The 22,045-nt window shown below is 59.1% G+C and carries 18 protein-coding genes and 3 pseudogenes; 15 read left to right on the forward strand and 6 right to left on the reverse strand.

Features of this window, described 5'->3' with window-relative positions; all coding sequences use genetic code 11:
* Positions 1–93: 93 nt before the first annotated feature.
* The 3 genes from ACTRWK_RS13250 to ACTRWK_RS13260 form a co-directional block, all read right to left on the reverse strand.
* Complete coding sequence (locus tag ACTRWK_RS13250; RefSeq protein ID WP_037943481.1) at positions 94–1,005, reverse strand: 2OG-Fe(II) oxygenase family protein; 912 nt, start codon at positions 1,003–1,005, stop codon at positions 94–96.
* Positions 1,006–1,226: 221 nt separating this feature from the next.
* Complete coding sequence (locus tag ACTRWK_RS13255; RefSeq protein WP_037943484.1) at positions 1,227–2,213, reverse strand: zinc-dependent alcohol dehydrogenase family protein; 987 nt, start codon at positions 2,211–2,213, stop codon at positions 1,227–1,229.
* 194 nt (positions 2,214–2,407) lie between these two features.
* A complete protein-coding gene (locus tag ACTRWK_RS13260) occupies positions 2,408–3,253 on the reverse strand; it encodes an enoyl-CoA hydratase/isomerase family protein (protein ID WP_005851826.1) in 846 nt (281 codons plus the stop codon).
* A 381-nt stretch (positions 3,254–3,634) separates the two neighbouring features.
* On the opposite strand from ACTRWK_RS13260, the gene ACTRWK_RS13265 reads away from it, so the two are divergent.
* The 6 genes from ACTRWK_RS13265 (at position 3,635) to ACTRWK_RS13290 (ending at position 7,691) form a co-directional block, all read left to right on the forward strand.
* Positions 3,635–4,624 (forward strand): thiamine pyrophosphate-dependent dehydrogenase E1 component subunit alpha, encoded by a 990-nt coding sequence (locus ACTRWK_RS13265; protein WP_235602533.1) that lies wholly within the window; start codon positions 3,635–3,637, stop codon positions 4,622–4,624.
* A gap of 15 nt (positions 4,625–4,639) precedes the next feature.
* Complete coding sequence (locus ACTRWK_RS13270) at positions 4,640–5,659, forward strand: alpha-ketoacid dehydrogenase subunit beta (protein WP_289081454.1); 1,020 nt, start codon at positions 4,640–4,642, stop codon at positions 5,657–5,659.
* A gap of 76 nt (positions 5,660–5,735) precedes the next feature.
* Complete coding sequence (locus tag ACTRWK_RS13275; RefSeq protein WP_005851830.1) at positions 5,736–5,969, forward strand: biotin/lipoyl-containing protein; 234 nt, start codon at positions 5,736–5,738, stop codon at positions 5,967–5,969.
* On the forward strand, positions 5,966–6,637 hold the full coding sequence (locus ACTRWK_RS13280; RefSeq protein ID WP_289081455.1) for a 2-oxo acid dehydrogenase subunit E2: 672 nt from the start codon (positions 5,966–5,968) through the stop codon (positions 6,635–6,637). Before ACTRWK_RS13275 ends, ACTRWK_RS13280 begins: the two co-directional genes overlap by 4 nt.
* Entirely contained in the window at positions 6,634–7,332 is a 699-nt protein-coding gene (locus ACTRWK_RS13285) for a lipoyl protein ligase domain-containing protein (RefSeq protein ID WP_289081456.1), read from the forward strand. Before ACTRWK_RS13280 ends, ACTRWK_RS13285 begins: the two co-directional genes overlap by 4 nt.
* A 56-nt stretch (positions 7,333–7,388) precedes the next feature.
* Positions 7,389–7,691 (forward strand): DUF1330 domain-containing protein, encoded by a 303-nt coding sequence (locus ACTRWK_RS13290; RefSeq protein ID WP_064216752.1) that lies wholly within the window; start codon positions 7,389–7,391, stop codon positions 7,689–7,691.
* A 210-nt stretch (positions 7,692–7,901) separates the two neighbouring features.
* On the opposite strand, the gene ACTRWK_RS13295 is transcribed toward ACTRWK_RS13290, so the two are convergent.
* The 3 genes from ACTRWK_RS13295 to ACTRWK_RS13305 all read right to left on the reverse strand — a co-directional run bounded on the left by ACTRWK_RS13295 (position 7,902) and on the right by ACTRWK_RS13305 (position 11,437).
* On the reverse strand, positions 7,902–9,668 hold the full coding sequence (locus ACTRWK_RS13295; protein ID WP_289081457.1) for a sigma-54-dependent Fis family transcriptional regulator: 1,767 nt from the start codon (positions 9,666–9,668) through the stop codon (positions 7,902–7,904).
* A gap of 167 nt (positions 9,669–9,835) precedes the next feature.
* A complete protein-coding gene (locus ACTRWK_RS13300; protein WP_289081458.1) occupies positions 9,836–10,618 on the reverse strand; it encodes an SDR family NAD(P)-dependent oxidoreductase in 783 nt (260 codons plus the stop codon).
* A 42-nt stretch (positions 10,619–10,660) separates the two neighbouring features.
* Entirely contained in the window at positions 10,661–11,437 is a 777-nt protein-coding gene (locus ACTRWK_RS13305) for a CmcJ/NvfI family oxidoreductase (RefSeq protein WP_289081459.1), read from the reverse strand.
* A gap of 157 nt (positions 11,438–11,594) precedes the next feature.
* Here ACTRWK_RS13305 and ACTRWK_RS13310 point away from each other — a divergent pair.
* The 9 genes and pseudogenes from ACTRWK_RS13310 to urtB all read left to right on the forward strand — a co-directional run.
* Positions 11,595–11,735: pseudogene (locus ACTRWK_RS13310) on the forward strand (helix-turn-helix domain-containing protein); the annotation flags it as partial.
* A gap of 40 nt (positions 11,736–11,775) precedes the next feature.
* Positions 11,776–11,973 (forward strand): annotated as a pseudogene (locus ACTRWK_RS13315) (transposase); the annotation flags it as partial.
* 6 nt (positions 11,974–11,979) lie between these two features.
* Positions 11,980–12,396: pseudogene (locus tag ACTRWK_RS13320) on the forward strand (IS3 family transposase); the annotation flags it as partial.
* A 193-nt stretch (positions 12,397–12,589) separates the two neighbouring features.
* A complete protein-coding gene (locus tag ACTRWK_RS13325) occupies positions 12,590–13,642 on the forward strand; it encodes an IS110 family RNA-guided transposase (protein WP_037943496.1) in 1,053 nt (350 codons plus the stop codon).
* A gap of 298 nt (positions 13,643–13,940) precedes the next feature.
* On the forward strand, positions 13,941–15,011 hold the full coding sequence (locus tag ACTRWK_RS13330; protein WP_289081460.1) for a malate/lactate/ureidoglycolate dehydrogenase: 1,071 nt from the start codon (positions 13,941–13,943) through the stop codon (positions 15,009–15,011).
* A gap of 165 nt (positions 15,012–15,176) precedes the next feature.
* Positions 15,177–16,313 carry a TAXI family TRAP transporter solute-binding subunit gene (locus tag ACTRWK_RS13335; protein WP_037943500.1) on the forward strand — a complete coding sequence of 379 codons (1,137 nt, stop codon included), beginning with the start codon at positions 15,177–15,179 and terminating at the stop codon, positions 16,311–16,313.
* Between the two features lie 94 nt (positions 16,314–16,407).
* Positions 16,408–18,402 carry a TRAP transporter permease gene (locus ACTRWK_RS13340; RefSeq protein ID WP_289081461.1) on the forward strand — a complete coding sequence of 665 codons (1,995 nt, stop codon included), beginning with the start codon at positions 16,408–16,410 and terminating at the stop codon, positions 18,400–18,402.
* Between the two features lie 339 nt (positions 18,403–18,741).
* A complete protein-coding gene (gene urtA, locus ACTRWK_RS13345; RefSeq protein ID WP_289081462.1) occupies positions 18,742–20,034 on the forward strand; it encodes an urea ABC transporter substrate-binding protein in 1,293 nt (430 codons plus the stop codon).
* Positions 20,035–20,109: 75 nt separating this feature from the next.
* A complete protein-coding gene (gene urtB / locus ACTRWK_RS13350; RefSeq protein ID WP_289081463.1) occupies positions 20,110–22,044 on the forward strand; it encodes an urea ABC transporter permease subunit UrtB in 1,935 nt (644 codons plus the stop codon).
* Position 22,045 lies beyond the last annotated feature (1 nt).

A 22,045-nucleotide genomic window follows, 5' to 3' on the forward strand; every position in this document is an offset into this window, starting at 1 on the left:
TTATGTTACAGGCATGCCGCACGTTATTTCCGTCGCATATTCGGGCGGCCTGAACCGCCCGAATATATCGCTATGTTAAGGGACAACCCGGCCTTAGAACGGCGCGAAATTGTCAAATTCTTCCGTTGGTACGGACCACCTGTCCTTGGCCGAGATTTGCGGCGTCGGCGTGCTGCCATGCGGAATTTGTCCGTGTTGACCATACAGCCACAGAACAAAGTTATAGCGTTCGCCTTCAGTGATCGGCTCGGACGCGTGGGGGACGCTGCCGTGGTGGATCAGTGCGGTGCCGGGTTCAAAAGTCAGTTTTTCAACGCGGCGTGAAACCGGATCGATGAAGCTGACGGCCGAACCGGAGTACCCTTCGCCGGGCAGGTTCAGGTTGATATTTAGTGTCACCGCAGAGGCATCCGAATGAGGGCGCAGGGACGTATCTTTGCTGGCCTGCCACCGGATAGAGAACCCGAATGTTTGTGTGTCGTAGCCTACAACGTCAGGGAACAGCAGACGAGACACGGGCCGCATGTAGGCGTCCATCATCTCGCGGTAGAAGCCCTGAAACCCGGGCGCGGCAAGATACCCTTCGGAGCGCGGGTCAAGCATGGCACCACCGCGGTTCAGCACGATCCCGTAAGGGGGGCGCAATGGGATGTCCGCATCGGCAACGCCGTCAAGGTATTCACGCAGGGCCGCAAGGCGTTCGACATCAAAGAATTGCGCGCGATAGACTCCGGGGAAGACTTCTTCCCACAGGTCCTTGACCGCACCTTCGGCTGTCGGGTCTGCCCATGCCTGTTCCACGGCCGCGCGCAGTTTTGGATCGAAAATAGAGCTGTCGAGCTGAGGCAGCTTAGCCTCGTTCTCCGTCTGCCATTCTGACCAAGCGCGTTCAAACAGATCGCGGTTCTGGTTCCAGAATTGTTGGACAGAGAACTCGCGGTTAAGCATTTGTTCCCGGCTTGGGCGCGCAATGGCACGGGCTTGTTGAAGAGATGAAAGGGTCATTTAGGGGCATCCTTCTTATGTTGGAGCAGGTTTGATAAGCAATACTTATTGATCTCTCTCAGCTTGATAAACGGGCATATTTTGTAATCAAAATTCGGTTAATAGATATAATCGTCAGTTCGGGTTGGGGCGCCGTTTTTCTTTAAAATCCTATTTCGGAAAAACGAATGGCGCGGCGAGCCGAAGCCCGCCGCGCCATGCCGAACGCGCCTTGCGGTGCGTTATACGTCCACGACCACCTTGCCGATTGCTTTGCCGCTGGCGAGGCGGTCATAGGCTGCACCGACCTCTTCAAGGGCAAACTGGGGCTCATCCACGACCGGTTTCAATGCGCCGCTATCAACCAGCTTTGCCAGTTCGGCCAAGATTGCACCGTGGTCTGCGCGGTCTTTGTCATGCAACATCGGGATCAGCATGAATACGACATGCAGTGAGGCACCCTTCAGGTGGGCGGGGGACAGGTCAAGCTCTGCCAACGCGAGGGTGGTGGCCACGTGGCCGTTCAGGGCGACCGCGTTGAATGAGTTCGTCAGGTTGCCAGCGCCGACTGTATCCAGCACCGCATCAAAACCTGTGCCACCTGTGTGCTTGGCGACGTAGTCCTCGACGGACTCCGCCTTGAAATCGATCGCTTCGGCACCAAGAGCACGCACAACAGATAGGCGTTCATCGCCGCTGTCGGTGGCATAAACCTCCGCCCCCAGTGACCGGGCCAATTGCACGCCGATGTGCCCGACACCGCCAGAACCGCCATGCACAAGCACCTTCTGGCCCTCGCTTACGCCGGCCCGCTTGAGCCCCTCATAAGCGGTGATCCCGACCAGCGGGATCGCGGCCGCTTCGCGCATGGATAGGGATTTCGGCTTTTTCGCGATCAGCCGTGCATCAGCCGGCATGTATTCCGCCAGAGCGCCCTGAAGGTTGGCCAGACCACCGGCGCAGCCATATACTTCGTCGCCCACGGCGAAACCGGTCACACCCTCGCCGACTTCTTCAATCGTGCCAGCAAAATCCATGCCCAAAACAGCAGGTGTAGCGGGGGCAAAACCAAGGTCCGTGCCCATATTGCGGATCATCATGTCGATTGTGTTGATACTGGTTGCTTGAACGCGAACAATCACATGACCGGTGTCTGCGGTTGGTTTGGGCAGCTCGGTCAATGCAAAGGCGGAGTTGGGTCCGTATTCGGAGAGGGCCATGGTTTTCATCGGGTTTTCCTTTCGATGTGTTTGTTGACACAGAACTAACACGTCTGAATATTTGGGTAATCGGTGCAATTCGGAGTTCAGTTTTCGGATTCTGAAGGTAATGCTGTCATCTGCGCGTGGACGGCGACCAAACAGAAAGAACCGCACCGTGAATACGGGCGCGGTTCTTGAGAAGTGACCTTAATAAGGGGAGTTTAGTTGATGTCTTGAACCTTCATGACCAGATCGCCCCAATTGCGCTGGTTCTCGATGTCGTGCTCAAGCCCTTGTTCGTCAGCCACTGTGAAACGCTTGATGGCCGGGGTTTTGCTGGTCGCTTGATAAAGCCAATAGGCCTCTGCCTTCAGGGCTTCTTCAATGGGTTTGTCGATAGATTCGTAAACCATCTGCTTACAAGCGTTAATCGAAGCCGCGGGAAATTTGGAAATGCGCTGCGCCAGCGCGTCAACGTAGGGGCCGATCTCATCGGGCTCAAGCGCCTTGTTAATTGTGCCGAACCGTTCCGCATCATCTGCGTCGTAATCATTTGCGCTAAGGATAATTTCCAACGCTTTGCCCAAACCTGTTTGACGGGCCATGCGCGACGCGCCGCCTCCACAGGGCAGAATGCCCATGCCGACTTCCATTTGCATAAACTTGTACTTGCCACGCGCGGCGAACCGCATGTCGAGCGCCAGTGCCAGTTCATGGCCTCCGCCACGTGCAAACCCTTCCAGCTTCGCAATGGTCGCTTGCGGCACCCTGCTAATCCGTTCGCATACCATTTGTAGGTCAAGCAATACCGCGTTTTCGCGCGAAACGGCTTCGATCGCCATATCTTTAAGAAGCTCCGTATCGTAATGCGCCACCCAGATTTCGGGGTGCGCCGACTGGAAGATTACAACCTTTGTATCGCGGTCCCGCTCAAGCCGCATTGCAAGGCTGTTCAGGTCGGCGAGCATCTCTTGTCCCTGAACGTTGACCGTTCCATAATCGAACGTCACGGTAGCGATGGCATCTTTGACATCGACGCTAAACGTTGTGAAATTCTCGTACTTCATAGCATCTCTCCGTTGTGGTGCCCTGTTTTGCGCAGGGCTTGAGTTGTGAGCCGAAGCTCTTTTTCGTCCCCCTATGATGAGATGATCCAAATTTTGGATAAACGGGGGTGAAGTGAGCTACAGAATTCGGATTTTGAATATAAATTGCGTGCCGCTTTATTGCTGAGTCGATGTCCGTCTTTCTTCGACGCGCAGACCAATTCCTGCTCAAGGTGCGCCACACTCTGGCTCAATGTGTCTCAAACTGTCTCACGGTGAGACAGTTTGCGCGATCAAGCCCCGCGTGGGCTTCAGCGTCATTGTTCCGCAGCCCAACAGCTTCAATCCTACTTCCAGCGTTCATGCGGCAGGGAGAGGCCGCGCACATGGGAGGAGGAATTCATGTCACCAACACGCGAAGAACAGCATTGGATGTATCGCAATATGGTCACGAGCCGGAGGTTCGAAGAAGCCATTGCGAAGATCTATTTCGAGGGTAAATCACCGGCGTTCAACATGGCCAACGGGCCGATCCCGGGTGAAATGCACCTGTCCGACGGGCAGGAGCCAGTGGCGGTGGGGGTTTGCGCGCACCTGACTCCCGAGGATGTGGTCACAGCCACCCACCGTCCACACCATCAGGCCATCGCCAAGGGCGTTGATCTGGATAAAATGGCCGCCGAGATCTTCGGTAAGAAAACCGGCTTATCCGGTGGTCGCGGCGGGCATATGCATCTCTTTGATGACAATGTGAACTTTGCCTGTTCTGGCATTATCGCGCAGGGCATGGGCCCCGCCGTCGGTGCGGCGCTCAGCCGCAAGATGCAAGGCAAGCCGGGCGTCGCCGTGGCCTTCGTCGGTGAAGGCGCGGTGAACCAGGGCGGCTGGCACGAGGCGATGAACCTCGCTGCCGTTTGGAACCTGCCTTTTATCTGCGTGGTCGAGGATAACGGCTGGGGCATTTCTGTTGCCAAAGAAACCGCCAGCAGCATCGGCAGCCACGCAGATCGCGCGGCGGCTTATGGCATCCCCGGCAAACGGATTGAGGGCAACGACCCCTATGCCATCTTTGAAGCAGCAGGCGAGGCGATTGCGCGGGCGCGAGCGGGTGAAGGCCCATCGCTGCTGGAATGTGAAACCTACCGTTTAGCGGGCCACTTTATGGGTGACGCCGAGGCCTATCGCCCCGAAGGGGAAAAGGACGCGCTGTTTGAAAAAGATCCGATCCCCAAAATGAGGGAAAGATTGCTTGCCGAAGGTGCTGCCAGCGAGGCGGAACTGAACACGATCGAGGAAGAATCCGCCGCGCGTGTTGACGCCGCAATCAAATTCGCCCGCGAAAGCGATGATGCAGCCCCCGAAGATGCGCTGACGCGCGTGTTCGCGGCATAAACGGGAGGGAGAGACATGACCAAATCGAACGAGAGAAAACTGACCATCGCCCGCGCTATGGCCGAAGCCACCGCACAGGAAATGCGCATCGATCCCTCCGTCTTCGTGATGGGCGAGGACATCGGCCCTCTGGGTGGCGTCTATGGGAATACCCGTGGGTTAATCGAAGAGTTCGGGGCGGAACGCATCCGCGACACACCGATTTCGGAAACTGCCTTTATTGGTGCTGCTGTTGGTGCGGCGCAGGATGGCATGCGTCCGGTGGTCGAACTGATGTTCGTCGACTTCTTTGGCGTCTGCTTTGATGCGATCTACAATCTGATGGCCAAGAACATCTATTTCTCCGGCGGCAACGTGAAAGTGCCAATGGTTCTGATGACCTCAACCGGTGGTGGCTATTCCGATGGCGGCCAGCATTCGCAGTGTCTGTACGGCACCTTTGCTCACCTGCCCGGAATGAAGGTTGTGGCCCCATCCAATGCCTATGACGCCAAAGGGTTGATGACGGCCGCCATGCGCGACGACAGTCCGGTGGTTTACATGTACCACAAGGGGCTACAGGGCATGGGTTGGCTTGGCACCGAGGCGGGGGCGACTGTGCATGTGCCGGAAGAGCCCTACACGCTGGAAATCGGCAAGGCCAAGGTCGTGCGCGAAGGCAAGGATGTATCCATCGTCAGTTGCGGCATGGGCGTTCACAACGCTTTGAAGGCCGCCAAGAAGCTTGAACAACAAGGCGTCAGCGCCGAAGTCGTCGATCTTGTCAGCCTTGTCCCACTGGACCGTGACACCATCCGCGCCAGCGTCGCCAAGACCGGCAGGCTGATTGTCGTGGACGAGGACTATATGAGCTACGGCCTCTCGGGCGAAATCATCGCCTCCGTGACCGAGCATGATATCTCGGTTCTCAAGGCCGCGCCGAAACGCGTTGCCTTCCCCGATGTGCCGATCCCATTCGCGCGGGTGATGGAGCAGTTCTGCCTGCCCAACCCTGACAAGATCGTCGCTGCCTGGGACGAGATGCAAGCGGCCTGAGCCGAACCAAAACCAACAAATCACTAATCAACGGGGTCGCATGAAGCGCGACCCCGAACAGGAAAGGACACTTCAAATGGCAACAGATATCGTCATCCCATCCGACCTCTGGGAAGAGGACGAAGAAACAGTGATCACCGGCTGGCTTGCTGATGATGGCGCGACCGTCGAAGAAGGCGCGTTGGTGGTCGAGATTATGACCGCCAAAGTGCAATACGAGATCAACGCACCAGCCTCTGGCACCCTGCGGATCAAGGAAGAGGCCGATGCCGTAGTGCCCAAGGGCGCCGTCATCGGGTCGGTCGAATGACCAAGGTCGTCCCTCTCAAAGGCGTGCGCGGCATGATCGCGGATGCCATGACCAAAAGCCTTGCGACGGCCGCGCAGCTGACCCACCACGGCAGCGCCGATGCGACGGCCCTGATGGCCGAAAAAACACGCTTAGGCGAGGCAGGTACCAAGATATCTGTTGAGGATCTCTTGATGCTGGCTGTGGTGCGCGCCCTGAAAAAGAACCCCGAGGCAAACGGACGTGTCGAGGGGCGCGAGGTGCATTTGTCTGATGCGGTTGACCTGTCGGTGGCTATCGCCTTGCCCGGCAATCTGTTGGTCGCCCCTGCCATGTTCGGTGCCGATGCGATGGATGTAACCGAATTGCGTGCGGCGCGGCAGGATCTGGCCACGCGGGCTAAGATCAACAAGCTGACCGTGACAGAAATGACGGGCGGCACATTCACCGTCTCCAACCTCGGCCTCACGCGGGTGGAACATTTCACGCCGATCATCAACGCAGGGCAAATCTGCATTCTTGGCATTGGGCGTATGACGGATCGCGCGGTACGGGGCGCGGATGGCGGGATCGAATTGCGCCCCCATGTGGGCCTGTCGCTGACCTTTGATCACCGCGCGCTTGATGGTGCACCAGCGGGTGATCTGCTGACTTCCATCTGCGAAGAGATCGAAAGGATGGCGGTGTGAACGCACCTCTCACATATGTGGAGGGCGTGGCCGAGGGGCTTGCCCTTGAGGCAGCGGCCTTCGCGGCGCAAGGCGCTGTAACCTGTCTCTGGAGCCCACGCCGCCGCGCGCTTGTCTGTCCGGCAAGCCTGAGGCTCAAACCCGGATTTGAAACGGCGAAGCGTAGTTCAGCCACGCGCGGCTGGCCGTTGTATCTGCGCCCCACGGGCGGCGGCGCGGTCCCCCAAGGTCCGGGGGTGTTAAACCTCGCGCTGGCGTTTACCGCTGATCGGACGTTCTCCATTGAGGATGGTTACCGCCTGATCACACGGATCATTCAGAATGCAATCCCCGCCGGTTGGGCGACGGGTGCGACCCCGAACAGCTTTTGTGACGGCGCATGGAACCTGTCCTTGAAGGGCCGCAAAGCCGTTGGCACCGCGCAGCGCATACGCCCTGTTGGCAACGGGCAGCGCCGCATTCTGGCGCATGCGCTGATTTTGGTGGAGGGCGATCTGGCCACCGGGGCCGCAGCCGTCGATGCGTTCCACCGTGACCTTTCCCTTGGCCCAATCGACGCGGGTGTTCACACGACGTTGGACAGGGCCATCCCGTCGCAGCGTGATCGGATGAACGCATTGGCCGCATCACTTAATGAAATAGCACAGCGCGACATTCTGCGCGCAACACAGCATTTAGGTCGCCGAGCGGCCTGAACCCAAACCCGCGTTAACAACAAAGGTAATCGATACCAAAGAGGAGGAACCAATCCATGACAGCCTATTCAGTTCTGGCCGTGACACCCACCGACGACAGCTGGATCCCCGGCTATATCGAGCCGGTCGGCAAGATCATCGCCAAACATGGCGGCAAGTATATTGCGCGCACAACCAGCCACGAACAGGTCGAGGGCGAAGACCAGCCCGCAGCCCTGCGCGTGATCCTTGAATGGCCGGATGCGCAAGCCGCCCGCGACTTCGTGAATGATCCGGACTACGCGCCCTATCTCGAGGCCCGCCACAAGGGATCGACCAGCGTTCATTTCATCATCGACGGCAAGGACGAGCTTGCCTGAGAACCATAAGATACCCAGCGGTGTCCTTACGAATTCCGCTACTGCCGGCGGCCTGTGAGGACGCCAAGATAAGCCAAATAAACCCACAATGTGAGTGTGATCTGTACTCTATCACACCTCGCGCGTGAGGCTCGTCGAAATGACGGAGCAACGCGCTCCGGTCGCCTTCGACAGGCGGTCCTTCTTTACGCGACGGTGGGCCGGCCTGCTTCAGGTCGGCCGCCGGATCTCGTACATTTTCAGTTTCCGGTTAATCGTTGCGCGCCCCATGCCAAGTACGCGAGCAGCTTCGCTGACATTCCACCGGCTGTTTGCGAGCGCATCAAGGATCATGCTGCGTTCGTCATATGCGGTTACCGGATTGGCGGGTACAATGGCGCAAACCGGTTCCGGTATCGCAGAGGCCAGAGGAGCGCCAACACAGGCTTGTTGCAAATCAAGCAGGTTGATCCGGTTGTCCTGTGCCGTTGCCAGTGCGTTTTGAAGCGCGCCGCGCATTTCGCGGACATTGCCATGGAACGGTAGGCGACAAAGCGCATCTTTGGCCTCGGCACTGAAGATGACGTTACAACCAGTCAGCTGCGCGCACAGGGCCTGGGCCAGAACCTCGGGATGTTCACGCCTTCGGAGGGGGGGCAGGAAGACCTTTGAGCCTGTTAGAAGATAAAATAGGTCGTCTCTGAAATGCCCCGCGTTGACGGCGTCTATCAAAGGTTTGCGGCTTGTGGAAACCACACGCAGGCGGCTGTCATGCCCATGGTCATCCGTTTGGTGGCGGTGTTCTTCCTGTTCATTCAGGAAACGTCGCAGCTCTGCCTGCGAAGCGCCCGGCAGCTCGTCCACATTGTCAAACACCAAGGTCGCGCGGACGCCCTTGCCATAGGACATTCTTGAAACGACGCGGGCTTGCTCAATGACCCTGCGCAAATGGTCTGTGTCTGCGTCACTCTCGCCAAGCGTCGCACAATCCAGATCAAAAACCGGTGCGTCAGGGGCATCGGTTTGCAGCAATGCGGCCACAAGCGCGGATTTCCCGGTTCCGGTTTCGCCTTCCAGATGCAGCATGGCTGTGTCTTCCAACATGGTTCGCGCACGGCGACAGGCGGCAGCCATGTTGTGACTTCCGGTCGCCAACTGCTGTAGCGATGGTGGCAAGCGCCGTTTGCGCGCAGGGCCGGGCGGCAGCGGCTTGGACACCCGTTGGGGTGCGGCGGTCTTTGGCAAAGCAACCGTCAGGTTCACGGCGGCCCCATGATTGGCTGGAATCGAAACTACCCTCTCGGGCACATTCACCAGCCGATTGCTGTCGACGTGAAAGATCGCCTCGAACGCCTGCCCCCTCAGCGATGTAGCGTTTGCACCGTCAAGGCAGGCGGAAACGGTCGAAGTGGCACCGATAATCATCCCTGCCTCGTTCACGGCGACCAGTGCATCTTCGGAGAGGACGTGATCACGCCCCACACGCGAGACCGTCACAAGCATCGCGTCGTTGAATTCCTTTTCAAAAAGGTTGCGCTGAATGCGATGCGCGGTCTTTGCCAACAGCTGCTGCCCAAACAGATAATCCGCGCGATTGCCCCGATCGACAGAGACAAGATTGATTGCACCAATCATCCCCCCGTTGGCATCCAGCACCGGAACGCCGGTACAGGCGAACTGTCTGAGCGTCGAAAAGTAATGATCCGCACCGCGCACAGTGATTGCGTGCCCCGTTCGCAAGGCCATGGATACGCCGTTTGTGCCGGCCACGCGTTCGTCCCAACATGACCCAAGGGCGATGCCGTTCCATCCGTCAGAGCCACTCGTCGCCCCGCTATGCTCAATCCGAACAGAGACGCCATCGGCGTCGGTGACAACCAGGCAATGACCGATTTCGCCCGCGACCGAAGCGAGATGTTGAAAGAAGCCCTGCCTGCCGCCGGTGCTCTCGACAATCTGTTCAAGTCGGGGGGCAACTTCGGAGGATTGGAGGCGCATGATAGGCCGCCCGGTATCGTGCCGCAGGTTATACTGCCGCGCACACCGGTCCCAGGACGCGGCAATCGCATCCGTTTGATTTGAGGTAATGAAACCTCTCATCACGTCTCCTCCCGACTCTTAGCTTAATGCGCAATCCCCTTGATCGGCAAACGTTTTGGGACGCCTCAGGCGCCAGCCAGCTCACGAATAGCCGCCATCAGTTGCGCGACATGTGCGCGGTCGGCGGCGGCGGGATGGGGCCGTGCGATGCGTCCGGTATCGTTGTCGTAATACTGCCCCGAGGCATTGGCGAATTCCTCGGACACTGCCGCACGGCGCAGGATGTCAGCCCCGATCCGCAGGTCATTGCCCGCCATTCCATAGGATTCCTTAACCATTTTTGTGGCAAGAAGAGACCCCGGGTTGACCGAGACAAACACCGGCCCTTCGGGGTGTTCGCGCGCCAATTCCTGCGACCAGATTGTCAACGCCAGCTTGCTTTGCGCGTAGGCTTCATTGTGGCCAAGCTGTTGCTCACCGCGCATGGCCTTGATGTTGACGGGCGCTTGTGCTGCTGAGGAAAGGCTCACCACGCGACCGTCTTTTGGGATGATCGGCAGCAGACCAACGGTCAAAGCCCAAGGCGCGATTGCGTTGACCATGAAACGCACGTCCAGCCCGCTGTCCGTCTGTGTGTTGGGAACCTTCAGAACACCGGCATTGTTGATCAACACATCCAGGGTGTCATGTTTGGCACGGACATCTGCCACCAAGGCGTTAACATCCGCCAGCAACGAAAGGTCAGCGCGGTAGGTTTCCGGATTGCCCCCGACCTCGTGTGCCGCGGCTTCCAACTTGTCCGCGCTGCGGCCGTGCAACAGGACGTTGTGGCCCTCGGCAGTCAGCGTCTTGGCTGTCAAAAGGCCGATCCCGTCCGTCGCGCCGGTGATAAGAATTGTCTTGGTCATGTGAATGTCTCCTCAGGTGTGCAAGGCGCGGGTGGGCGCTCTTTAATAGCGAACCAACGTACGGCTCTCGATGCTTTGGCGGGGCGTCGTGACTGTCGGGTCCTCGATCAGATCAATCGCACTGTGGCCAACGCAGGGGAGGCCGGAATTGTCGTAGATGTTGAAAAACGCGACCTCGTCAGGCGTCATCCGTGAGCGGTAAACCCATTCGTGCGCGTCGTCTTTTGCCAACCCCATTACCTGGCCTTTGCGATCGGGGTAGATCAAGTCAATCACGATCCAATCCGCCTCTTTAACAGTCGAGGGACGAACGAAGCCAAGCGGAGCCGAATTGATCGGGTTCGCGATCGGGCGCCAGACGTTGATAAAGGCATAATGACCCTGCGCCCATTCATCGGCCTGTCCAGGGCCAAGAATATCCACAAGACGCCTTTCCGCACCCTCGCGGCTATAATCGCTGTGGACGTGGCGGGCCGGGCGACGCTTGGCCTGCGGATCATCGATGCGTACTGTATGATCAAAGATGATCACCTCTTTTGCGCCAACTTCCTGTTTCAATAGATCGGCCAGTTCGGCATCATATCGGCTCTGCCAATTGTCGCCTTTGAAATCCAATATAGCCGTTGGGGCGTTGGCAAAAGCAAAGCCATCCTCTGCAAATTCCGTGGCGGCCTCGCAGTTCCGTTGATCCTTCACTGCGATCTTGGCAGCGAAAAACTCCGGCTCGATGAGGTTGCCAGCAATGCCATCCACATCAATTTCGAACGCCTGCCGAAACGGCTTGTGGACGTGATAGTTTACGGTTCCGGTCTGTGTCACCAGAGACTCCTTTCCATCATGATCGGGCCAGTCTGCTCGGCGGATTACCGCAAAAGCCTTGAGTTGATGTCATCCTTAGGATGCGAATTTATACCTTGTTTTTCGCGCAATAAACTGCCGAGAGTGGAGTTCACTTTCTTGATTTTGGGTATAATTGATGGACGCCGATCATCTGCGATTGTTCGTAATGGCAGCAGAGCGGCTCAATATCAGTGCCGCGGGTCGTGACCTTGGCCTTGCACCTGCCGTGGCAAGCGCCCGCCTCGCCAAGTTGGAAACTGAACAGCCCCTAGATTTGTAGACGCTTTCTTCCCTAACTTTGAGGCAAGGAGGCCGTTATGGGGAAGCCAAATTTCAGTGAAGATTTCAAGCGCGATGCAGTCCATCAGATAACAGTGCGGGGGTATGCCGTTCGCGAGGTTTCGGAACGGTTGGGCGTTAGTACATATTCGCTCTACAAATGGATGAAGTTCTACGCAAAAGCTGCGTCACAGACATCATCTGTTGACCACGAAGCTGAGAGCCGCAGGCTCAAGCGTGAGTTGGCCCGTGTGGCCGGGATCCGCGCAGAGATCGGTTACAAACGTAAGCCGGGCAAGTATGGCGGAAGGCCGTCAGTCGTCGTCGACAACACGTTAGACCGGCAGTTTGATGTGACAGCGCCAGACACCGCCTGGGTGTCCGATATCACTTACATCAAAACCTATGAGGGGTTCCTCTATCTGGCGGTTATCATCGACCTCTACTCACGATGTGTGATCGGCTGGGCGACACAATCGCGGCAACCAACAGACCTCGTGCTGCAAGCCCTTCTGATGGCTGTCTGGCGACGCAAACCTAAGCGACGCGTCCTGATCGATACGGATCAAGGCAGCCAATACACCAGCAAGGACTGGGCGGCGTTTCTGCGGGCCCACAATATCGAACACTCGATGAGCAGGCGCGGGAATTGCCATGACTGTGAGTATGGTATTGCGGCTTGATGGCCTGACCCATGTTACGATTGACTGCGTGTCATTGCGTTGACGTGTCGACCATCAAGTCGCCCCGGCAACGGGCGAGATGTGACCTTATAGGAGCCTGACGGGTACGCCCCATCACAGTCCTGTCCCCTCGGATCGGTGCCTGGGCATTCTTAGCAAAGAGGGCAGCATGAAGACCACACACCCAGTTATTATCGGCATCGACACGCACAAGGCCAGCCACGTCGCTGTGGCGATTGATACGCAAGGCACCCGCTTAGCGACGCTCTCCATTCCAACCAATCCGAAGGGGTATTTAGAATTGGAGCGTTGGTCTCAGTCTCTTGGGAAAGTTCAGGCATTCGGGATTGAAGGCACCGGTTCTTACGGCGCAGGTCTTTCGCGATCGTTGCTCGCCCACGGCCACAATGTCATTGAGGTCACGCGTCCAAATCGGCAACTGCGATACACGCAGGGCAAGACAGATAGTTTGGACGCGGAAGGTGCCGCACGTTCCGTTCTTTCTGGGCAAGCTACGGCACGACCGAAGACACAGACGGGGTCATCAGAAATGATTCGCCATCTGAAGATTGCACGTGATACCGCAGTTAAATCGCGCTCGCAGGCAATGGTCACCCTGAAAACACTGATCATAAATGCACCCGCCGATTTGCGCGACGCACTGAATCATATCCGTGGGAAAATCGCACTAATCCGGCACATCGCCGCCTTTCGACCTGGTGATATCGACAATCCATTGGCCTCTGCTAAAGCCGCCATGCGTGCATTGGCGCGTCGTTGGCTGTGGCTGCACGAAGAGATTATTGCGCACGATAAGGAACTGGAACGGCTTGTCACAGAACGCGCACCAGAGTTAATGGCATCCCACGGCATTGCCACTTTGACGGTCGCACAGATGCTGATCCTCGTTGGCGATGATCCAACACGCATTCGATCAGAGGCTGCCTTCGCTAAGCTTTGCGGGGTTTGTCCCATTCCGGCATCGAGTGGGAAAACACATCGGTTCCGACTGAACCGGGGCGGCAATCGCCAGGCCAATGCTGCCCTCTATCGTGTTGCCATTGTCAGGATGCGAAGCCACGAACCGACACTGGCTTATGTCAAGAAACGCACAAAAGACGGGAAGAGCAAGAGCGAGATTATTCGTTGCCTAAAACGCTACATCGTGCGCGAAATTTATAGCCAGCTTTGCGTCCCAAAATCGTCCCAGATCAAGGCTTGACGAATATAGGAGCTTCAATGCGCGCGTCCATTGTCCTCGGACCAATGGCGGACAAAGACTTGCCTGAGAGCTTCTTCAACCTGCTCAAACGGGAACGCAACGGGGAAACCCAAGCTGCCCCTGGGCGCCGTTTAAACCCTCCGTTGAAAACTTCCCCGCCGTAGAGGCCGACGTTGGCTCTTTCCGCTTCCGATGACCCTCCGGCTTGCAGTTTCCGCTTCTTGGCGCGAGGCTGCGATCGGGGGCGTTCGCTTTGGGAGAGGCGGCGTGGACAGCATATTTGGGGGAGGACAGACCGATGGCGGTTGATGCGGGGCGGTTGACGGATTTTGCGACGGCAATTTTGGCGTATGCAGGGAAGGATGCAGGGCGGGCGGCGAAGGTTGCGGCGCGGTTGGTGGGGGCTAATCTGGCGGGGCATGACAGCCACGGGGTGGGGATGATACCCGCCTATGTGGACGGTATTCTTGCAGGGCAGTTGGACGCTGCGGCCGATATCGAGCTGGTGCAGGACAAGGGGCCGTTCCTCTTGGTCGATGGCCACCGTGGCTTTGGCCATATCGTGGCAGAGCAGGCGATGACGCTGGCGATTGATCGCGCGCAGACCCACCATTTCGCGATGCTGTCCTTGCGCAGCAGCTTCCACCTTGGGCGGTTGGGCGACTGGGGCATCATGGCGGCGGAGGCGGGGTTTATCTGCATCCTTTACGCGAATGTTCAGTCCGCGCGCCCCCTCGTGGCACCGTTCGGCGGCAGTGATGCGCGGTTTGTCACCAACCCTTACTGCACGGCGATACCGGCAACCGAAAAGCATCCGATGTTTGTGCTGGATATGGCGACCAGTACCATCGCCATGGGCAAGGCGCGTGTCGCTCAGCTTAGCGGCAATCCTGCGCCCGAAGGGGCGTTGATTGATGCGCAGGGTAATGCCACGCGCGATCCGTCGGTGGTATCTGACGGTGCGGGCGGGGCGTTGACGGCCTTCGGGCAGCATAAAGGGTTCGGGCTTGCCTTGCTGGGGGATATCTTAGGTGGATCGTTCAGCGGGGGCGGGGCCTATGCGCCCGAGCGCGAGGTGCCCGACCGGGTCGTGAACAACATGATGGCGATCTTGATCGATCCGAATGTCTTTGGTCTTGCGCAAAGCTTTGGTGTGGATGTGGACCGCTATACAGATTGGGTAAAAGCATCCCCCGCAGCGCCCGGAACGGCGGGGGTGCAATTCCCCGGCGACCCCGAAAGGCGCAGCACGGCAGAGCGATCGGCCAAGGGTATTCCGCTGGATGCAGGCACATTGGCGCAACTGACGGCGGCGGCGCGCAAGGCGGGTGTTCCCGCGTCAGAACATCTCTGCTCTACCTCTGATTGACGTCACCCTGCGCAATCGCGCCTCTCGCGGTCTTTTGTTGACTCAAGGAAAGGCGCGCTCTTATCCTTTTCCACAGGGCGGAACCACGTTTCACAAGAAAACGGGCCGCTAACCTTGCCGCAAACGCGAATGTTTTGCGCCGCAGGAATTTCTGGGAGGAAAGATATGAACGTATTGAAGACGACGGTCGTGGCATTTGGGTTCACGGCTTCCATGGCGTTCGCGCAGGATCTGGACCTGCCGCGTCAACTGAGCTGGACAGCCTATGACACCGGGTCGGCGGGCTATAATCAGGCCGTGGCAATCGGTGCTGCGTTGCAAGATGCGGCGGGGGTGAACTTGCGCGTGCTGCCGGGCAAGAACGACGTGTCGCGCACAGAGCCATTGCGCCAGGGGCGGGTTGAATTCTCGGCCACGGGTGTGGGCGGTAGTTTTATGGCGCAGGAAGGTGTGTTTGATTTCGGAGCCGAAAACTGGGGCCCGCAGCCGATCCGGGTGCTGCTGGCGAACAACGGCGGCGCGATCAACCTTGCGGTCGGTGTCGCGGGCGATCTGGGGATCGAGACCTATGCCGACCTCAAGGGGAAGCGCGTGTCCTATATCGTGGGTGCCCCTGCGTTGAACGTAAACACCGAAGCCTATCTGGCCTATGGCGGCTTGACATGGGACGATGTGGAGCGGGTTGATTTCGGGGGGTTCGGGGCCAGCTGGACCGGCCTGATCGAAGGGCAGGTCGATGCGGCTTTTGCGTCGACCAATTCGGGCAAGGCATATGAGGCCGAAGCGGGGCCGCGCGGGCTGTTCTGGCCGCCGATTGATCCCGACGACACCGAGGGTTTCGCCCGCATGCAGGAAATTGCCCCCTTCTTCACGCTGAACAAAGCCAAGGTCGGGGCCACCATCGACGGGACCGACGGCTATCAGGGCGCGGGCTATGCCTATCCGGTGCTGACCTCGATTGCTGCCACGGACGAAGCGTTGGTCTATAATATGACCAAGGCGATGGTAGAGCTGTTCCCGAAATATGACGGCAATTCCCCCGGCATCGGTGGCTGGGCGCTGGACAAGCAGAACATGGAATGGGTGGTGCCCTACCACGAAGGGGCGATCCGCTATTTCGAAGAAGTGGGCGCTTGGTCCGACACCGCGCAGGCGCATAACGACAAACTTGTGAAACGCCAAGAAGCGCTGGCCGCGGCATGGGAAGCGACGAAAGCATCCAACCCCTCTGACTGGGAAGCCGCCTGGTCCGAGGCGCGCCGCAAGGCCTTGGCAGACGGCGGGTTCTCTGTCGTTTTCTGAACCCTTTCAAAGTTTGGGGCGGGCTGGTCATGGTGCCGGCCCGTTCCTGCTGTGCCGCTCACCGGCCCGTACCCCCTAATATGAAAGCGTTTTTATGACCGATCCCGATACATTGCGCGCCCCGCAGCCGAAGTTCGAGGAGGTGGCGATTGACGGTGCCACCCCGGCGGAGCGGATCTCGGGGGTGGCACGTTGGGTCGTGGTGATCACCACGCTGCTGTCGCTGGTGCTGGTGGTCAACCAGCTGTTCAACCTTCAGCTTTTCGGGATTGTGCTGATCGACGGGCGGTATCTGTATATCCTCGGGGGGATGTTCCTAGCGTTGACGTTCCTTATCTTTCAGGCCCGCGGCGGCAAGGGGGGGGAGCCAACACTGCTGGACTGGGTACTGTTTGCCGCTTCGGTCGGGACCACGGGCTATCTGGCGCAGACCGCGCAGCAGAACCTGTCGCAGGGGTGGGAATATGCAGCCCCTGAAACGGCGCAATATGTCTCGGTCATATTCTTCTTTCTGATCCTGGAGGCAACGCGGCGGGCAGGGGGGCTGGTGCTGTTTCTAATCGTCACGCTTTTTGCGTTCTATCCAACCTTCGCGGGCCACGTGCCGGACCCGTTTTCGGGCTTTCAAAGCACGTTTCTGCAAACGGTGCCCTACCATATCTATTCCGCCGAAAGCTCTTTCGGCATTCCGATGAAGGCGTTCGGCGGCGTTGTCATCGGCTTCATCCTGTTCGGCGCGGTGCTGCAACGGACAGGCGGCGGGCAGTTTTTCAATGATCTGGCGCTTGGCCTCGTGGGCGGCTACCGCGGGGGCGCGGCGAAGGTCTCTATCTTTGCCAGCGGCTTTATGGGGTCGATGTCCGGCTCTGTCATCTCAAATGTCTTGACCACGGGGGCGGTGTCGATCCCTGCGATGCGCAAGACCGGGTTCTCGGCCAAGACCGCCGCCGCGACAGAGGCCTGCGCCTCGACTGGCGGGGTATTGATGCCGCCGATCATGGGGGCGACGGCCTTTGTCATGGCGTCCTTCCTGTCACGCCCCTATGTCGAAATCGCACTGGCCGCCGCGATCCCCAGCCTGTTGTTTTACTGGGGCCTGTTTGCGCAGATCGACGCCTACTCCGCGAAACGCGGGCTGCGCGGGTTGCCCAAGCCTGACCTTCCGCGCCTGCGTCAGGTGATGATCGAAGGCTGGCCCTATATCTTCGTTTTCGCGCTGCTGCTCTATATGATGATCGGGCTGCGGCAGGAATCCTCTGCGCCATTCTATGCGACGGCGCTGCTGTTGGTGGTGAACCAGTTCCGCGCCAGCCATCGTCTGAACCTGAGCCGCCTTGGCAATATGATTGTCGGTGTCGGCATGGGGCTGTCAGAGCTGACCGCGATCCTGCTGGGCGTCGGGCTGATCGTGGGGTCGTTCTCGGCCACGGGGCTGGCGGGCACATTGGTGAACGAGCTGGTGTTTCTTGCCGGCGACAGCACGTTGATCCTGTTGCTGATGGGGGCGATCACCGCCTTTATCTTCGGCATGGGGATGACGGTGACCGCCTGCTATATCTTCCTTGCGGTGGTGCTGGCCCCCGCGCTTGAGGCCGGCGGGCTGAACCAACTGGCAGTGCATCTGTTCATTCTCTACTGGGGCATGGTCAGCTATATCACACCTCCGGTAGCGCTTGGCGCTTTTGCGGCCTCGACCATGGCGGGGTCCAACCCGATTGCCACGGGGTTCGAGGCGATGCGTCTTGGCGGTGTCATCTATATCGCGCCCTTCTTCTTTGTGCTGAACCCTGCGTTGATTGGTCAGGCTCCCGCGTGGGAGGTCGTCGTCGCGCTGAGCTGTGCGATGATCGGGGTGACCCTGATCTCGGCGGCGCTGCAGGGTTACATCAGCCTTGTCGGCCCGATTGAAGGCCGTGGGGCGCTACCGATGCGGGTGGCGCTGTTCTTTGGCGGTGTGCTGATCGCCATGCCGCAGAACGATCTGGCCGGTTTGGGCTACAGCCTGTCCTTTCTCATCGGGGTCGCCCTTTGTGCGCTGCCGATGTTGCGGGCGTGGCAGGCGACCTCCGCCGCGCGCGTCACCCCCTAAGGCGAAGGTGCTGGCGCGCGCTTGTCGCGCGCCTTTCCCCGCAGCCGTGTGCCTGCCGGTTACATTTTAAGCGATCCCGATCTTTGGTGCCAAAAAATGAGGCGCGGCTAGGGGCGTGTCCTGAGACATGCCATTTTTTCTAGCGACTCCGCCACTGCCCTAGGCATCTTGGCCTTGTGCCGACACAGGCAACACCGTCGCACGGCAAGCGATCCTGGCAGATGTAACAAGCCATGCGACGATCACAACAATATGCTGCGCCTCCTGTCTAACGTGCTTGGGGGCCCCGGAAAAGTGCGTTCTGACGCGCGGGGTAGCAGCGCCAACAGGGGATAGAAGATGACAACATTCACCAAACTCGCCGCCTGCGCGACCGCCGCATTGATGGGCTCCACCTCGCTGGTGATGGCGCAGGACTGTGCCGATCCGGTCAAGGTCGGCGTGCTACACTCGCTGTCGGGGACCATGGCGATTTCCGAGACGACGCTGAAAGACACCATGCTGATGTTGATCGACGCGCAGAACGAAAAGGGTGGCGTATTGGGCTGCGAAATTGAGGCGGTCGTGGTTGACCCTGCCTCCGACTGGCCCTTGTTCGCAGAGAAGGCGCGCGAGTTGCTGACCGTGAACGAGGTCGACGTGATCTTTGGCAACTGGACCTCTGTGTCGCGCAAATCCGTGCTGCCCGTGATTGAAGAGCTGAACGGCCTGCTGTTCTACCCCGTGCAATACGAGGGCGAGGAATCATCCAAGAACGTGTTCTACACGGGTGCCGCGCCCAACCAGCAGGCGATCCCCGCGGTTGATTACTTCCTCGAAGAGCTGGGGGTCGAGAAATTCGCCCTGCTCGGGACCGACTATGTCTACCCGCGTACCACCAATAACATTCTGAAATCCTATCTGATGTCCAAGGGCATTGCCGAAGAAGACATCTTTGTGAACTACACCCCGTTTGGCCATTCCGATTGGGCCACGATCGTGGGCGATGTCGTGGCACTGGGCCAGGACGGCAAGCAGGTGGGCGTTGTGTCGACCATCAACGGTGACGCGAACATCGGTTTCTACAAAGAGCTCGCCGCGGCAGATGTGTCGGCGGATGATATCCCCGTCGTTGCCTTCTCGGTGGGCGAGGAAGAGCTGTCGGGGCTCGATACATCGAACCTTGTCGGGCATCTGGCGGCGTGGAACTACTTTATGTCCGCAGACACCCCTGCAAACGCTGAATTCATCGAACAGTGGAAAACATCCATCGGCGACGACAAACGCGTGACCAATGACCCGATGGAAGCGCATTACATCGGCTTCAACATGTGGGTGAATGCGGTTGAACAGGCTGGCACCACCGATGTCGATGCCGTGCGCAGCGCGATGTACGGGCAGACCTTCCCGAACCTGACCGGCGGCACCGCCGAGATGCTGGCGAACCACCACCTGTCCAAACCCGTGCTGATCGGCGAGATCACGGCAGACGGTCAGTTCGACATCATCAGCCAGACCGATCCGGTGCCCGGCGACGCCTGGACAGACTTCCTGCCCGAAAGCGCTGTGCTGACCTCCGATTGGAAAGATCTGGAATGCGGCATGTACAACACCGAAACGGAAACCTGCGTTCAGCTGACCTCTAACTACTGATCCTGAACGCCGGGGCGGGCAGGCCGACTGGCCGCCCCATCACCTTATTTCCCAGACTTACCACAAGGGTTCCCTATGTTCCGCCACCTGTTAATGCTCCTCTGTTGGGTGGGCATCGTGGGAACGGCACAGGCGCAAGATTTGCAGCCCGTGCTTCAAGCTCATGCCGATGAAATTGCCAAACCCTCGCGCAGCTCTGTCTCTGTCGCGCTGGATGATCTGGTTGCCTCCGGTGCGCCGCAGGTCAGCGCGTTTCTTGAACGCTGGCAGGACAAAGGGGTCTGGCAACGCGACGCGGATGGTGTGTTCTTTTTCGGCACCGAGACAGGCGACGCGCTGGCCTTGCGCGATATCGACAGCGATGCGGAAAGCACGGCACCGGCAAGCGGGTTTTCGCAGCTGAAACCCAATGGCGGAGTGCGCCGCCTGATCGGCACCGCGCTTGTGCAGTTCCAACTGACCGACCCTGATCTTGCACGCCGTCAAAGTGCCGTCGATTCCATCGCCCGCCGCCCGGAGGCGGACCAACTGGCCCCCCTGCGCGCCTCGATCGAGGCAGAGACAGATGCGGCGCTGAAGGCCCGCAAGATCCAGCTGACCAACTTCCTCTCTGCCAGTTTTGGCGACACAGCCGCCGATCGTATCGCCGCGATCACGTCAATGGCCAGCGATACCTCGATCGAGGCGCGGGCGGTGATGAACCAGATTCTATCGACCAAAACAGCGACGCCGTCTGAAACACCCAGCGGCAACGTCGCGCGGGTGCTGTCACCGGGGGAGGATATTTCACCCGATGCGGCCTATGCGCAGCTTGTGGCGGCTGATCTGGCCCCGGCGCCTGTGCCCCCCGCCGCGATCCGCGACGCTTTGGCGGCGAACGTTTTCAACGGGCGTGTGGGTGGTATCCCGACAGCGCGGCTGAATACCGATGCGGCGCGTGCGACCGCCTATGCCGCACTCGCCGCTGCGGGCACCGTGCCGCCGCTGGTGACTGCGCGGGACCAGCAAGATGCCATCGCGGGCATGACGTTCTACGAGGTGTATGACGAGCCCGACAGCGCCGTCACAGACGCCGCGCGGGCCACGCTCGACAGTATTGAGACCCGCGTCGCCGCCGCGCAAACCGTTGACCTGACGCTGGACGCGCTGTCGCTCGCGTCGATCTATTTCCTTGCGGCTATCGGCCTTGCCATCACCTTTGGCGTCATGGGGGTCATCAACATGGCCCATGGCGAGTTTATCATGATGGGGGCCTATACCGGCTATGTCGTGCAGCTGTTCGTGCCCGATTACACGCTGTCGATCATCATCGCCCTGCCGCTGGCCTTTACGGTCACATTTGCCGCCGGTGTGGTGATGGAGCGATTGGTGATCCGGCACCTCTACCACCGTCCGCTGGAGACGCTGCTGGCGACTTTCGGCATCTCTATCGCGCTGCAGCAACTGGCCAAGAACATCTTTGGCACGCAGGCACGCCCGCTGACCTCTCCGGCTTGGCTGGACGGGGCGTGGGTGATCTCGGATGTGATCCAGATCAGCTATATCCGCATCGCGATCTTCGTGTTGGCGCTGCTGTTCCTGGGGCTGATCCTGTTTGTGCTGAAACGCACGCGACTGGGGCTAGAGGTGCGCGCGGTGACGCAGAACCCCGGTATGGCGGCCAGTATGGGCATCAACCCCGACCGTATCAACATGATGACCTTTGGCCTTGGCTCGGGCATCGCGGGGATCGCGGGGGTAGCCATCGGGCTTTATGCCAAGGTCACGTCCGAGATGGGGGCCGATTACATCGTGCAATCCTTCATGACCGTGGTCGTGGGCGGCGTGGGCAACGTCTGGGGCACGCTAGCCGGGGCCTCGCTCATCGGGTTCCTGCAAAAGGGGATCGAATGGTTCAACCCGTCCAATACCCTCGCGGCACAGACCTATATGGTGCTGTTCATCATCCTGTTCATTCAATTCCGTCCCAAGGGCATCGTTGCCCAAAAGGGTCGGGCAGCGGCGGATTGAT

Source organism: Sulfitobacter sp. G5_S2_6_S6 (genome assembly GCF_054968505.1).

Bases quoted from the DNA above. Each gene is read 5' to 3' on its own strand.
- ACTRWK_RS13250 (WP_037943481.1), bottom strand. From the start codon at position 1,005: ATGACCCTTTCATCTCTTCAACAAGCCCGTGCCATTGCGCGCCCAAGC.
- ACTRWK_RS13255 (WP_037943484.1), bottom strand. From the start codon at position 2,213: ATGAAAACCATGGCCCTCTCCGAATACGGACCCAACTCCGCCTTTGCA.
- ACTRWK_RS13260 (WP_005851826.1), bottom strand. From the start codon at position 3,253: ATGAAGTACGAGAATTTCACAACGTTTAGCGTCGATGTCAAAGATGCC.
- ACTRWK_RS13265 (WP_235602533.1), top strand. From the start codon at position 3,635: ATGTCACCAACACGCGAAGAACAGCATTGGATGTATCGCAATATGGTC.
- ACTRWK_RS13270 (WP_289081454.1), top strand. From the start codon at position 4,640: ATGACCAAATCGAACGAGAGAAAACTGACCATCGCCCGCGCTATGGCC.
- ACTRWK_RS13275 (WP_005851830.1), top strand. From the start codon at position 5,736: ATGGCAACAGATATCGTCATCCCATCCGACCTCTGGGAAGAGGACGAA.
- ACTRWK_RS13280 (WP_289081455.1), top strand. From the start codon at position 5,966: ATGACCAAGGTCGTCCCTCTCAAAGGCGTGCGCGGCATGATCGCGGAT.
- ACTRWK_RS13290 (WP_064216752.1), top strand. From the start codon at position 7,389: ATGACAGCCTATTCAGTTCTGGCCGTGACACCCACCGACGACAGCTGG.
- ACTRWK_RS13295 (WP_289081457.1), bottom strand. From the start codon at position 9,668: ATGCGCCTCCAATCCTCCGAAGTTGCCCCCCGACTTGAACAGATTGTC.
- ACTRWK_RS13300 (WP_289081458.1), bottom strand. From the start codon at position 10,618: ATGACCAAGACAATTCTTATCACCGGCGCGACGGACGGGATCGGCCTT.
- ACTRWK_RS13325 (WP_037943496.1), top strand. From the start codon at position 12,590: ATGAAGACCACACACCCAGTTATTATCGGCATCGACACGCACAAGGCC.
- ACTRWK_RS13330 (WP_289081460.1), top strand. From the start codon at position 13,941: ATGGCGGTTGATGCGGGGCGGTTGACGGATTTTGCGACGGCAATTTTG.
- ACTRWK_RS13335 (WP_037943500.1), top strand. From the start codon at position 15,177: ATGAACGTATTGAAGACGACGGTCGTGGCATTTGGGTTCACGGCTTCC.
- ACTRWK_RS13340 (WP_289081461.1), top strand. From the start codon at position 16,408: ATGACCGATCCCGATACATTGCGCGCCCCGCAGCCGAAGTTCGAGGAG.
- urtA (WP_289081462.1), top strand. From the start codon at position 18,742: ATGACAACATTCACCAAACTCGCCGCCTGCGCGACCGCCGCATTGATG.
- urtB (WP_289081463.1), top strand. From the start codon at position 20,110: ATGTTCCGCCACCTGTTAATGCTCCTCTGTTGGGTGGGCATCGTGGGA.